The sequence below is a fragment of the Gottfriedia acidiceleris genome (assembly GCF_036421055.1).
GTDB lineage: Bacteria > Bacillota > Bacilli > Bacillales > Bacillaceae_G > Gottfriedia > Gottfriedia acidiceleris_C.
This window is the reverse complement of record NZ_JAZGQS010000001.1, coordinates 45,848-60,090: the sequence shown is the minus strand read 5'-3', so window position 1 is coordinate 60,090 and position 14,243 is coordinate 45,848. Positions and strand designations below refer to the sequence as shown.

The following is a 14,243-nucleotide window of genomic DNA, read 5'->3' as shown; positions in this document are numbered from 1 at the left end:
CAGTATTAAACTTCCATTATCTCTTTTTCTTTTTCTTTTGTGATTCCATCGATTTTTTCGATATGTGAATCTGTTTGTTTTTGAATGTCTTCTACAAGACCACGTAATTCATCTTCAGTAATTTCACCATTTTTTTCTGCTTTTTTAAGATCGTCATTTGCATCACGGCGGATGTTACGTACTGCAACTTTAGCATCTTCAGCAGATTTTTTAACTACTTTTACTAAATCGCGACGACGCTCTTCTGTTAATGGTGGGAAACTAATTCTGATAACAGTTCCATCATTTGAAGGGTTTAAGCCTAAGTCGGCTTTTTGAATCGCTTTATCCATATCATTAATGACCGTTTTATCATAAGGAGTAATTAATAATAATCTTGCTTCTGGTACTGAAATATTTGCCATTTGGTTAATTGGTGTTGGAGCACCATAATATTCAACTAAAACTTTATCTAAAATAGCTGGGTTTGCACGACCAGCACGTACTGTTGCTAATTCTCTAGAGAAAGCAGAAACAGCTTTTGTCATTTTTTCTTTTGCTAAAGAAATGATTTGATTAGACATCTTTATTTCCCCTTTACTATTGTTCCAATATTTTCGCCAAGTACGGCACGTTTAATATTACCTTCTTCCATAATTGAGAATACAATTAATGGAATATCATTGTCCATACATAAAGAAGATGCAGTTGAATCCATTACACCTAAACCTTCTTTTAATACATCTAAATATGTAAGAGTTTCGTATTTAACAGCAGTTTTATCAATTGATGGGTCAGCTGAATATACTCCGTCTACATTATTTTTTGCCATTAAAATAACATCTGCTTCAATTTCAGCAGCACGTAATGCAGCAGTAGTATCAGTTGAGAAATAAGGATTTCCTGTACCAGCAGCAAAAATTACAACACGTTTTTTCTCTAAATGACGAATTGCTTTACGACGGATATATGGTTCTGCAACTTGACGCATTTCAATTGATGATTGTACACGAGATTGCACACCAAGTGTTTCAAGACTATCTTGAAGTGCTAATGAGTTCATTACAGTACCTAACATACCCATGTAGTCAGCTGTAGCTCGATCCATTCCCATTTCGCTACCTGTCTTACCACGCCAAATGTTACCAGCACCTACTACTACTGCAACTTCAACATCTAGTTCTGCAATTTCCTTAACTTGTTCAGCAATTGATTTAATAACTGATGGATTAATTCCAAAACCTTGTCCGCCAGCTAGTGCCTCACCACTAAGTTTTAATACTACGCGATTATACTTTGCTTTACTCATAATACCCTCCATTTACGTACATCTATATATTTACGTTTCTTTAAAAAATAGGGAACACATAGTGTCCCCTATTTTCATTCAAAGTAACTTAAATTAGTTACCTTTTACTTGATTCATTACTTCTTCAGCAAAGTTATCTTCACGTTTTTCTAAGCCTTCTCCAACTTCATAACGAACGAAAGATTTAACAGTTCCGTTAGCAGCTTTAACGAATTGACCTACTTTAACGTCTGGGTTTTTAACGAAAGATTGATCTAATAAGCAGATTTCTTCGAAGTATTTACCAATACGTCCTTCTACCATTTTAGCAACGATGTTTTCAGGTTTACCTTCGTTTAATGCTTGTTGAGTTAAAATTCCACGCTCATGCTCAACTTCTTCTTGAGAAACAGCATCACGAGAGATATATTTAGGGTTGATTGCAGCGATGTGCATAGATACGTCTTTAGCAACATCTTCTTTAGTTGTTCCTTCTACTACTGAAAGAACACCGATACGACCGCCACTGTGTAAGTAAGCACCAAATGCATCAGCATCAGTTTTAGAAACTAGTTCAAAACGACGTAAAGAGATTTTTTCTCCGATTTTAGCAATTGCATGGTTGATGTATGTTTCAACAGTTTCACCATTTTCCATTGTTTGTGCTAAAGCTTCTTCAACAGTTGCAGGTTTGTTAGCAACGATGTGTTTAGCAAGAACAGAACCTAATTCTTTGAAACCTTCGTTTTTTGCAACGAAATCAGTTTCAGAGTTTACTTCGATTAATACTGCATCGTTTCCTGATACTTCAACGAAAGTTAAACCTTCAGCAGCGATACGGTCACCTTTTTTAGCAGCTTTTGCGATCCCTTTTTCACGAAGGTAGTCGATTGCTTTGTCCATGTTACCTTCAGTTTCAGTTAATGCTTTTTTGCAATCCATCATACCAGCGCCAGTTTTTTCACGTAATTCTTTTACCATTTGTGCAGTAATTGCCATAATATTTCATCTCCTATATGTAAGCTTATTTTATTCAATCGTTTTATAAGGTAAACAATTTCCGATTATTTTAACCTTAAAAAAGGTGATAAAAGGCTAAAACCTCTTATCACCTTTCAATTTCTCATTAAGCAGTTGTTTCTTCGCCTTGTTTCGCTTCAAGAATCGCATCTGCCATTTTTGATGTAAGAAGTTTTACAGCTCTAATAGCATCGTCGTTTGCTGGGATAACGTGATCGATTTCATCTGGATCACAGTTAGTGTCAACAATACCGATGATTGGAATGTTTAACTTACGAGCTTCAGCAACAGCGATACGCTCTTTACGAGGATCAACAACGAATAATGCATCAGGAAGTTGCTTCATGTCTTTGATTCCGCCTAAGAATTTTTCAAGACGTTCTAATTCTTTTTTAAGTTGAATAACTTCTTTCTTAGGTAACACTTCAAAAGTGCCATCTTCTTGCATTCTTTCGATATCTTTTAAACGTTTAACACGTTTTTGGATTGTTTGGAAGTTTGTTAACGTTCCACCTAACCAACGTTGGTTAATGAAGTACATACCAGAACGGATTGCTTCATCTTTAATAGCTTCTTGAGCTTGTTTTTTAGTACCAACGAAAAGGATGTTTCCACCTTCAGCAGCGATACCTTTCATTACGTTGTAACATTCTTCAACCTTTTTAACTGTTTTTTGTAGGTCGATGATGTAGATACCGTTACGCTCAGTGAAGATGTAACGTTTCATTTTTGGGTTCCAACGGCGTGTTTGGTGACCGAAGTGAACACCAGCTTCTAATAATTGCTTCATAGAAATTACTGACATTTTATTTCCTCCTAATGGTTCTTTTTCCTCCGCTCACGTCATCTTCTCCTATCACTCCCAAACTGGGTAGCACCAATAAGAAAATCGGCAAGCGTGTGTATTAACACCATGGACTACTATAGCATATACATCATTATTTATCAAGAGAAAACGAGAAATTATTGTCGAAGATTCAACAATGTTTGCTTTTCCTTTTCTCAATATAAATCCTTCTTCCATTTCCATCCATAGAAAGTCAAATTTTCGATCAAACTGCTATTATTCGAATTTGGACTATTCTTCCAAACCGTATGTTTAACACAGAGCAATCATTAATCATTAAAGTGATTTAGAAATAGAGATTTTCCCTATCCCCACTGATTCTTTAACAGTATTGGGAATTTTTGTTAATTTATTCAATTTAATCGTATACTTCTTCATATTTTATAAAATTGTTAAAAAAGAAATTGTTAATAATAGAGTTATGTGAGGTTTTTCCCACTTCAAAAATAGAAATAAGTAAAAAACTTTATTCTATGCTATTAAAAATCTAAATCAATACAAGGTAGCGTTTACAAAGCTCCTATCTATAATTTTTACTTAAAAGATCCCTTAATTTAAAAATAGATTTAGCATGAATCTGAGAAACTCTAGAAGTCGATAAATTAATAATTGTTCCAATTTCAGTAAATGTTAATTCTTCATGATAATACAAACTTATTACTAACTGCTCTTTTTTATTTAATTCAGTCATAATCGTCTCGGCTAGCAGCCTTATTTGTTCATCTTTCAGTAGCTTTTCTTCTGGGGTTAATGTTTCATGATCTTTTATTGAATGAATAAAATTAACTTGTCGATCTCCAGCATCATTGATTTGTTCATTTACAGACAACATATTAGAAAAAAATACATCATTTAAGACATTAATAACTTCCCTCGAAGTATAACCAGTATACAGTGCTATTTCCTCAGGTGTAGCTTTTCGTTCAAGAGCCGGTTCTAACTTTTCAATAGCACATTCAATTTTTTTTGCTTTATCTCTAATTGATCTAGGTAACCAATCTTCTTTACGAAGACCATCCAATATATTACCACTTATTCTAATTGAAGCATAAGTTTCGAACTTTAAATCTCTTTTCGGATCAAATTTCTCTAGTGCGTCATATAAGCCCATCATCGCTAAACTGTGTAAATCATCTCTGCTGACACTTGAAGGTAATCTTTGAGCTATACGATTTACTTGAAAGTGGACTAGAGGCATATAAATCCGCATTAACGAATCTCCAGCATCTAAATCACGATCTTCAATCCACATTTTCCAATATCTTTGTGAAACATTTTTTTGAACTTGCAACACGTCTTTCACCTCAGCGAATTACCATATTATGTTTATTACTTGATTGACAATTTGTTTTTAAATAGTGATTTTTGGTGAAAATTAAATTTTTAGGCATCATTTTAATAAATTCAATTAATACTTTACACAAGTTTTATTCGTGTTATTGAAAATACAATTCTCAATTAAATATGTAATATCATGTCTAATTCACAAGGAGTCCAGTGAGCTACCTTTTCGTTCCAATCAAATATTTATCAAAAGGAGATTACAGCAAATCTAGAATGGATTCATCAAATTCTTCTTTTATTACTATTTAGCCTTTCAATTTCCCTATTATTAAACGGCTAAATAGTAATAAATATGAATCTATTAATTTTATTCAACGAATCAATCCATTTCGCGTGAATATACCGCAGAATGACAAAAACTAATTGATTATTTCATTTCTCCCTTCTTAAAAATTATATTATTAAAATACTTTAATTTATTCACCTATTCTTTAAAATAATGTGAAACTTTACATAACACAATAAAAAATAGTATTTTTTCATTTTTTTAAAATAATTGTTCCTATATTCCAGAATTCTATTTATAAATAAAATAATTATTTTTCAAAATGATTTTAGTTCTACTTAATAAAGAACAGATTTAAACAGTTTATAATTCATTAATTCATACTATTGAAAAAGTAATCTTTATTCTATATTGTGCTTCAGTAATTAACTGTTAACGACAAAAATTTATTAAAGAAAGCGAAGTAGACATAGTAATTGAGTAAAGACAAAAAGAAAGTAGGGGAGATCTAGTAATTCCCTCTACTTGTTTGATATTGTACTTTTTTAACTTCGTCTTAGGGAGAGTATCTATCTGGAGTAAAATTAACAGACATATACAAAAAAATACAAATATATTTGAAAACAACCAGTAGTATAAAAGTAGAAATTACCATTACAATTCTATGATCTAATTCTACTCAAAATTGTATCCGAATCAAACGAATAATTATTATATTTTATCACTATAATCAAGTAAATATTTTTTAATCATACCATAATTTCCATTACGTCTATATAGATCATTTATACAAAAAAAACAAATAGTCATTATTTATTTATTTTTTTATTCCAATATAAATTTATGTAAAATTCTTAGCATAATAAAAACCTTTTCCCAATTATTCATCGAGAAAAGGTTTATACATAATTTTATCTTCTAGTGTTCTTTAAGAAGAAATTTTATTAATTAGTTAGATTTTAATTTCTCTAACTCTAATAAGAATTTATCATTTAGTACTTTAATATAAGTACCTTTCATTCCAAGCGATCTAGACTCGATAACACCAGCACTTTCTAATTTACGTAGTGCATTTACGATAACAGATCTTGTAATTCCTACTCGGTCAGCAATTTTACTTGCTACTAATAAACCTTCATAGCCATTTAATTCTTCAAAAATATGTTCGATTGCTTCTAATTCGCTATAAGAAAGAGATGAAATAGCCATTTGTACAACAGCTTTACTTCTTGCTTCTTCTTCAATTTCTTCTGCTTTTTCACGTAGAATTTCCATCCCTACTACTGTAGCGCCATATTCAGCTAAGATTAAATCATCATTTTCAAAATCTTGATTAATTCGAGCTAGAACAAGAGTACCTAAGCGCTCACCACCACCGATAATCGGTACAATAGTTGTTAAACCGCCAGAAAATAAATCTTTATTTTCTACTGGGAATGCAGTGTGCTCACTGTTGATGTCTATATTTGATGAAGTTTCATTAATATTAAATAGGTTTTGTGTATATTCTTCAGGGAATTGGCGATCGCTGAACATTTTTTGCATACGCTCATTTTCGATTTTTTGGTGAAGACCGTAACCTAATAATTTCCCTTTACGACTTAAAATAAATACATTTGATTCAATAACCTCTTCTAATGTATCTGCCATTTCTTTAAAGTTTACTGGTTTCCCTGCTGATTGTTGTAATAACTTATTAATCTTTCTTGTTTTTTCTAATAATTGCATCTTTCTAAATGCCTCCTATTTAATTGTACGTTTCCTTTGAACTTCTTAGCAATATCATAGCTGAATTCAAAAATGTTCTTTGTTAAATCATAAAATGAATTGACTTATATCTTTATCTTTTGCAATATTTGCGAGCTTTTCATTTACATATTGTGGTGTAATCATAATTGTTCCCATTTGAATTTCAGAAGCTTCAAACGATAGGTCTTCAAGAAGCTTTTCCATAATAGTATGCAATCTTCTTGCGCCTATGTTGTCCGTCGTCTGATTAACTTCAAATGCTATTTCTGCTATTCTACGTATAGCATCGTCAGAAAATTCGATTTGTATACCTTCTGTAGACAATAAAGCTTTATATTGTTTAATAATTGAAAAATCAGGCTCAACTAGGATACGAACAAAATCTTCAACAGATAATTTCCCTAACTCTACACGAATTGGGAAGCGACCTTGTAATTCAGGTATTAAATCTGATGGTTTTGAAATATGAAAAGCACCAGCTGCAATAAATAGAATATGATCCGTTTTAACCGGTCCATATTTTGTTACAACTGTACTTCCTTCAACGATTGGTAATATATCTCTTTGTACACCCTCTCTCGAAACATCTTGAGTAGAGTTTTGTTTACTTGCAATCTTATCAATTTCATCAATGAATATAATACCTAATTGCTCAGCCCTATATACTGCTTCTTGTGTTACTTCATCCATATCAATTAATTTCTGAGCTTCTTCATTCGTTAAAATCTTACGAGCTTCTTTAACAGTAAGCTTTCTTTTTTTAGTTTTCTTTGGAAATAGACTTCCTAATGACTCCTGGAAGTTCATTCCCATTTGTTCCATTCCAGTTCCTTGCATAAAATCTAGCATCGGAGCTTGTTGTTGCTCAACTTCAATAGACACAAGATCTTCTTCTAGTTTTCCAGATAATAGTTGAAATTCTATATTTCTTCTTTTAGATGTTAATTCTGTGTCATTCTCTTCTTGCTCAGCATTCGAGTTTTGTGAATCTTGATTAAAAAGCATCTCAAGTGGGTTTTTGAATGAAGCTTGTTTTTTCGTACTTGGTGCTAGAAGTTTTACTAATCTTTGATTCGCATTTTTTTCAGCTTGATCTTTCACCTTATTCATACGCTCTTCTTTTACAATTCGAATGGAAGTTTGGACTAAATCGCGAACCATTGATTCGACATCTCTACCAACGTAACCAACTTCTGTAAATTTAGTAGCTTCAACTTTAATGAATGGTGCGCCAACTAGTTTTGCCATTCTTCTAGCAATTTCAGTTTTACCAACACCTGTTGGGCCAATCATTAAAATATTTTTTGGTGAAATTTCATCACGGAATGACTCTTCAAGTAAACTTCTACGATATCGATTTCTGAGTGCAATTGCTACTGCTTTTTTCGCTTGTTGCTGTCCAACAATATATTGATCAAGTTTTTCAACAATTTGACGAGGCGTGAAAGAAGTACTCATAATACACTCTCCTATTCTAATTCTTCTAAAATTATATTTCCGTTCGTATACACACAAATATCACTTGCAGTTTTTAAACTAGCATATGCAATTTGTTTTGCTGAAAGATTTTCCCCTGCGTTTTCCTTTAGCGCACGGCCTGCTGCAAGGGCGTAATTCCCTCCAGAACCGATTGCAAGAATTCCATCGTCAGGCTCAATTACTTCACCAGTACCAGAAATTAATAATAATGAATTATGATCCATTACGATTAGCAATGCTTCAAGTTTATGTAATACTCGATCTGTTCTCCATTTTTTCGCTAATTCAACAGCAGCTCGTTGAATATTACCATTATATTCAACTAACTTGCCCTCAAAAAGTTCGAATAATGTAAATGCATCGGCAACAGATCCTGCAAAACCAGCTAAAACTTTTCCATTAAAAAGCTTTCTAACTTTTCTTGCAGTATGCTTCATTACCACTGCATTTCCAAAAGTTACTTGGCCATCACCTGCCATGGCACTTTTACCATCGTGTCTGATTGCGAAAATCGTTGTAGCATGAAAATTGGACATGTGAATCCTCCTTAGAAACGTCGATAAATTTCTAAAAATGAGCGAATTTATGCTCTAGGATGATGTAAATTGTATACCTTTTGTAATCTTTCCTTCGTTACATGTGTATAGATTTGAGTAGATGATAAATTTTCATGTCCAAGTAATTCTTGAACACTACGAATATCAGCACCGTTATCAAGCATATGCGTAGCAAAAGTATGCCTTAACATATGTGGATAGATTTTATTCGTCAACGAAGTATCTTTGATCATTTTTTCTAATATACCACGGATACCTCTTGCCGTTAGTTTTGTACCACGGTGATTCAAAAAAAGATCATCATTCATTTGCTTGTTAGCTACTATCAGTCTATTTCGGCCATCTTCTATATATGTATGAAGAGCTTTTTCTGCATAACTGCCAAAGGGAATATACCGCTGTTTATTCCCTTTGCCTGTTACTAAAATAGTCCCAATTTGAAAATCTATGTCTTTTAATTTCAAATTACAGCATTCGCTTACTCGGATTCCGGTAGCATATAGCAATTCTAAAAGAGCTTGATTTCTTTGTCCAAGTTCCGTATCTAGATCGCTAATCTTAAATAGTTTTTCAAGTTCTTCCTTGTATAAAAATCTTGGTATCATAGTTTCTTTTTTAGGAAGTGACGCTAATACAAAAGGATTCTCTTTTGCTTCATTTTCTCTCATAAGAAAACGATAGAAACTTCTTAAACAAGAAATATGCTTTGAGACTGTACGTCTTGATAGCTGTTTATCATGCAAAGTTGTTAAATAGAGACGAACATCAGAATAAGTAACAGAAGAAAATGAAATAATAGATTGTTGCTCCATAAAAACTAGAAATTGTTCAACAATTTTTTTATAACTATTTAATGTGTATTGTGAAGAGTTTTTCTCTAATTGTAAATACTGAATGAATAATTGACACAATATTTTAATATTCAAGGTAATTTCTCCTCACAAGCCACTACATACTAACATATTAAGTAGCTATTTGCAATTTATTTTCTTAACATTCTACAAAATTCATAATTGATTCTAATGCACGGTTTGCATACGCTTCATATCGTTCTTGTTTTCTTTTAATTTTGACATCAAGCCTAGGGAACAGACCGAAATTAGCATTCATAGGTTGGAAGTGTTTTGCACTTGTTGTCGTTATATAATTAGCCATACTTCCAATTGCAGTTTCTGCTGGGAATACGACTAACTCTTTCTCCATTACGTATCTAGCTGCATTTATTCCCGCTACTAAACCAGATGCAGCAGATTCTACATAACCTTCCACTCCAGTCATTTGACCTGCAAAGAATAAATCCTTGCGACCTTTAAAACGATATGTTGCCTCTAATAGATTTGGTGAATTTATAAACGTATTTCGATGCATTACACCATATCGTACAATTTCAGCATTCTCTAGGCCAGGTATTAATTGTAATACTTCTTTTTGAGGCCCCCATTTTAAATGTGTTTGGAATCCTACAATATTATATAAAGTTCCTGCACTGTCATCCTGACGTAGTTGAACGACTGCATACGGCGTCTTACCAGTCTTTGGATCCTCTAAGCCTACCGGTTTCATTGGTCCAAATAATAATGTTTGCTTTCCACGTTTAGCCATTACTTCAACTGGCATACAGCCTTCAAAGAAAATCTCTTTTTCAAATTCCTTTAAAGGAACTGTTTCAGCCGTTGTTAATGCTTCATAAAAACGATCGAATTCCTCTTCTGTCATTGGGCAGTTTAAGTAAGCTGCTTCACCTTTGTCATATCTTGATTTTAAATATACTTTATTTAAATCAATACTTTCTTTTTCCACTATTGGAGCCGCTGCATCATAAAAGTAGAAATAATCTTCACCCGTTAATTCTTTTAATTGTTGTGATAATTCAGGTGATGTTAAAGGTCCCGTTGCAATAACTGTTGGTCCTTCAGGAATTTTTGTCATTTCCTCGTTATGCACAATTACATTTGGATGATTTTTTACATACTCAGTTACACGGCTAGCAAACTCATGTCGGTCTACAGCTAACGCACCACCTGCTGGTACAGCACACTCATCAGCAGATCGAATAATTACTGAATCTAATCTTCTCATTTCCTCTTTTAAGACACCTACAGCGTTCGTTAAAGTATTCGCTCTTAGTGAATTACTACAAACTAATTCAGCAAACTTATCAGTATGATGAGCAGGCGTTTGTCTAACTGGTCTCATCTCATATAAATGTACTTTAATTCCTCTTTTTGCGATTTGATAAGCAGCCTCGCTTCCTGCTAAACCTGCTCCAATTACATTAATAAATTGTTCTTTCATTGTTAACTCCTTCTACGCTGATTCAATCCAAATTACGTAATAATATTTTATAATTTTTTTCTTAAAGATTTCTTAATAAAAAGTTGATATGAAAAGTAAAAGTGAGCAAATTAATTGCTCACACTTGTATTTAGACTAAGTCCCTTAAATTTGATTTTCAGACTGATTCTTGCTGGCAGTCTAAAGATGCGAAAGATCAGTTGCTTACACTTGTTGATCCTCTTTGTAGTCACATGATACACATTGAACTTGAATACCTTTTTTCATTTTCTTTTCAACTAATAGGTTTTCACACTTCGGACATGGTCTCGCAATTGGCTTATCCCATGATAAGAATTCACATTCCGGATAATTCGTGCATCCATAGAATATTCGATTCTTTTTCGATTTACGCTCAATTATATTCCCATCTTTACATGTAGGGCATTTGACACCAATATCTTTTACGATTGCTTTTGTATTTCTGCAATCTGGAAAGTTTGAGCACGCCATGAACTTACCGTATCTGCCCATTTTAAATACCATCGGGCTTCCACATGCTTCACAGTCTTCACCAGCAGGTTCATCTCTTATTTCAACTTTTTGCATTTCTTTCTCAGCTATTTCTAAGTGTTTCTCAAAACCTTTATAAAATTGATCGATGATTTGAATCCAGTTCACATTACCGTCTTCAATTTTATCAAGGTCACCTTCCATTTGAACCGTAAATTCAATATTAATTACTTCTGGGAAAAACTCAACGACTAAATCGAATACTATTTGACCTAGTTCAGTAGGTACAAATCGTTTGTTATCTAATGAAACATATCCACGTTTCTGAATCGTTTCTAAGGTAGGTACATAGGTTGATGGTCGACCTATTCCTAACTCTTCAAGCGTTTTTACTAATCTAGCTTCCGTGTATCGTGGAGGTGGTTGAGTAAAATGTTGTTCAGGTAATAGATCTTCAAATTTAACTTTTTCACCTTCAGCTAACGGTGGAAGGAGACGATCTTTCTCTTCTGTGCCATCATCGTTACTTTCTATATACACCTTCATAAAACCAGGGAATTTTACTACTGACCCATTAGCTCTAAATATTACATCATTATTAATTAAGTCAACTTTAACAGTATCTAGTACTGCTGATGCCATCTGACTAGCAACAAATCGTTCCCAGATTAATTTATAAAGTCGATATTGATCACGGCTAACATGTGCTTTAATTGTATCAGGCGAACGTAATGTAGACGTTGGTCTAATTGCTTCGTGTGCATCTTGTACTTTATCTGATTTTTTTTCACTTTTTTTATTTGTAGCAACAAAATCTGCACCATAAGTATCAATTATATAAGATTTTGCTTCCTCAGCCGCAACATCGGATATTCTAGTCGAATCAGTTCTCATATATGTAATTAATCCGACTTGTCCTCCACTACCTAGAGAAATTCCTTCATATAATTGCTGTGCAATCATCATCGTTTTCTTTGCACGCATATTTAATTTTCTAGCTGCTTCCTGCTGTAGTAAAGAAGTAGTAAAAGCAGTTGCTGGATTACGTTTACGTTCTTTTCTAGTAACACTTTGAACTTCAAAGTGTTCACCTTTAATTTGTGATAAAACATTTTTCACGTCAGTTTCTGAATTTAATTCCACTTTTTTACCATTAACTCCGTAAAAAGAAGTATCAAATGTTTCTTTCTTTGTTAAAGCCTTACTTTTAATTGTCCAATATTCTTCAGGTTGGAAGATTTCTATCTCTTTTTCTCGTTCGATGATCAGTCTAAGAGCGACAGATTGCACTCTACCAGCACTCAAACCCTTTTTTACTTTCTTCCATAGTAATGGACTTATGTTATACCCTACTAAACGATCTAGTACACGTCTTGCTTGCTGTGCGTCTACTAAATTCATATTAATTGGTCTAGGTTTTTTAAAAGACTCTTTAATAGCATCTTTTGTAATTTCATTAAACACTACACGACAATCCGATGATGTATCGATATTGAGAGTATTCGCAATATGCCAAGCTATTGCTTCTCCTTCGCGATCTGGATCGGCTGCTAGATAGATTTTTTTTGCTTTTTTCGCAGCAGATCTTAAATCCTTTAATACTGGACCTTTTCCACGGATTGTTATGTATTTTGGGTTGTAATCGTTTTCTATTTCAATCCCCATCTGGCTTTTAGGTAAATCTCGTACATGTCCCATTGATGCAATTACTTTGAATTTTTTACCTAAGTACTTTTCTATTGTTTTAGCCTTTGAAGGGGACTCCACTATAACTAAATTTTCTGCCATCTTTTAAGCCTCCCGAGAGTTTCCTATTCATTACTCTCTGTATTCCTTATTTCTTTCTTTTATTCTTATGTATTCTCAAATAGATTCATAATAAGAAGAGTTCAATTATATTTTTGATTTTCCTTCATACAATTTCAAATTGTATAGTTTATTCTATACATTAGTCAAATTTTATTTAGATATAAAATAACACAAGTCGCATTAGTATTGTCAATATTTTGTAATATAAACATATTTTTTTATTTTTTAGTATATTCCTAAAATTCCTCTAAAATATCATTTGTACATGTAATTAATTTCGCTCCATCCTGAATTAATCGATGATTTCCTTTATATTCTTCCATTATAATCGGACCTGGCACTGCAAATACCTCTCTATTATATTGAATTGCAAAATTTGCAGTAATCATCGTCCCACTCTTCTCCTTAGCCTCTAAAACAATTAAACCTTTGGATAAACCAGCAATAATTCTATTTCTTCTAGGAAAATATCTTTTTTCTGGTCTAATATAATATGGATATTCGCTAATAACTAAATGATTTAGAGATATTTCATTAAATAAGGTACGGTTTTCTTTAGGATAAATATAGTCTAACCCACATCCGACAACTGCAATCGTTGTACCATTGTGGAAAATAGCTGAATTATGTGCAATTGAATCGCATCCAGATGCCATTCCACTTACGATCACACATTTTTCTCTTATCAGACCTATTATTAATGAATCACAAATAATTTTTGCAAATGAAGTTGGTTTTCTAGCACCTATTATACTCAACATAAATTGTTTAGTAAGGAGATCTTGATTACCTTTTAAATATAAAACAAAAGGAGGGTCACATATTTCCCTTAACAAATCCGGATAAACATCATCATAAATTGTAATAATTTTAATATTTTTTTTATAGCTTTCTTTTAAAATATCAAAAATGGAAGTTGTATGAAGTTGGTCATATAATTTTTCAGCGGCTTTAGAAGTCATTTCAAAAGTAGTTTTAAAAGTAGAAGGTGTATAGTGATAGAGGTTTTCTAAATGTGGATCATAGAGAAGAATCTTTTTAATTGCTTGATAATTTTCAAATAAAAAATGATGCAAATGAATTAGTCGAATTTTCTTTTTCATACATTCTCCTTTCTTATAAGAAAGTAGCCTCCTAACGGAGGCTACTTATTTATCA

At 32.7% G+C, this 14,243-nt stretch carries 12 protein-coding genes; all 12 read right to left on the bottom strand.

The annotated features are described in order from the left end of the window. Positions 1-5: 5 nt before the first annotated feature. The 12 genes from frr to dprA all read right to left on the bottom strand — a co-directional run bounded on the left by frr (position 6) and on the right by dprA (position 14,188). Positions 6-563 carry a ribosome recycling factor gene (gene frr / locus RAH41_RS00275; RefSeq protein ID WP_248266366.1) on the bottom strand — a complete coding sequence of 186 codons (558 nt, stop codon included), beginning with the start codon at positions 561-563 and terminating at the stop codon, positions 6-8. A gap of 2 nt (positions 564-565) precedes the next feature. After that, entirely contained in the window at positions 566-1,288 is a 723-nt protein-coding gene (gene pyrH / locus RAH41_RS00270) for a UMP kinase (protein ID WP_069034511.1), read from the bottom strand. A gap of 93 nt (positions 1,289-1,381) precedes the next feature. Beyond that, on the bottom strand, positions 1,382-2,266 hold the full coding sequence (tsf, locus tag RAH41_RS00265; protein WP_331219746.1) for a translation elongation factor Ts: 885 nt from the start codon (positions 2,264-2,266) through the stop codon (positions 1,382-1,384). 127 nt (positions 2,267-2,393) lie between these two features. Further along, the gene (rpsB, locus tag RAH41_RS00260) at positions 2,394-3,092 is read right to left on the bottom strand and encodes a 30S ribosomal protein S2 (RefSeq protein ID WP_056470859.1); all 699 of its coding nucleotides are present in this window, start codon (positions 3,090-3,092) and stop codon (positions 2,394-2,396) included. Between the two features lie 562 nt (positions 3,093-3,654). Continuing rightward, the gene (locus tag RAH41_RS00255) at positions 3,655-4,425 is read right to left on the bottom strand and encodes a FliA/WhiG family RNA polymerase sigma factor (RefSeq protein ID WP_331220411.1); all 771 of its coding nucleotides are present in this window, start codon (positions 4,423-4,425) and stop codon (positions 3,655-3,657) included. A gap of 1,227 nt (positions 4,426-5,652) precedes the next feature. Next, positions 5,653-6,432 (bottom strand): GTP-sensing pleiotropic transcriptional regulator CodY, encoded by a 780-nt coding sequence (gene codY / locus RAH41_RS00250; protein ID WP_088012939.1) that lies wholly within the window; start codon positions 6,430-6,432, stop codon positions 5,653-5,655. 87 nt (positions 6,433-6,519) lie between these two features. Then, on the bottom strand, positions 6,520-7,911 hold the full coding sequence (gene hslU / locus RAH41_RS00245) for an ATP-dependent protease ATPase subunit HslU (protein ID WP_331219744.1): 1,392 nt from the start codon (positions 7,909-7,911) through the stop codon (positions 6,520-6,522). Positions 7,912-7,922: 11 nt separating this feature from the next. Next, the gene (gene hslV / locus RAH41_RS00240; RefSeq protein WP_056470870.1) at positions 7,923-8,468 is read right to left on the bottom strand and encodes an ATP-dependent protease subunit HslV; all 546 of its coding nucleotides are present in this window, start codon (positions 8,466-8,468) and stop codon (positions 7,923-7,925) included. A gap of 47 nt (positions 8,469-8,515) precedes the next feature. Further along, a complete protein-coding gene (xerC, locus tag RAH41_RS00235) occupies positions 8,516-9,415 on the bottom strand; it encodes a tyrosine recombinase XerC (RefSeq protein ID WP_331219742.1) in 900 nt (299 codons plus the stop codon). Positions 9,416-9,479: 64 nt separating this feature from the next. Continuing rightward, entirely contained in the window at positions 9,480-10,784 is a 1,305-nt protein-coding gene (gene trmFO, locus RAH41_RS00230; RefSeq protein ID WP_331219741.1) for an FADH(2)-oxidizing methylenetetrahydrofolate--tRNA-(uracil(54)-C(5))-methyltransferase TrmFO, read from the bottom strand. A gap of 204 nt (positions 10,785-10,988) precedes the next feature. Further along, positions 10,989-13,064, bottom strand: coding sequence for a type I DNA topoisomerase (gene topA / locus RAH41_RS00225; protein WP_331219740.1), 2,076 nt, complete (start codon positions 13,062-13,064; stop codon positions 10,989-10,991). Positions 13,065-13,321: 257 nt separating this feature from the next. Further along, positions 13,322-14,188 (bottom strand): DNA-processing protein DprA, encoded by an 867-nt coding sequence (dprA, locus tag RAH41_RS00220; protein ID WP_331219738.1) that lies wholly within the window; start codon positions 14,186-14,188, stop codon positions 13,322-13,324. Positions 14,189-14,243: the final 55 nt, after the last annotated feature.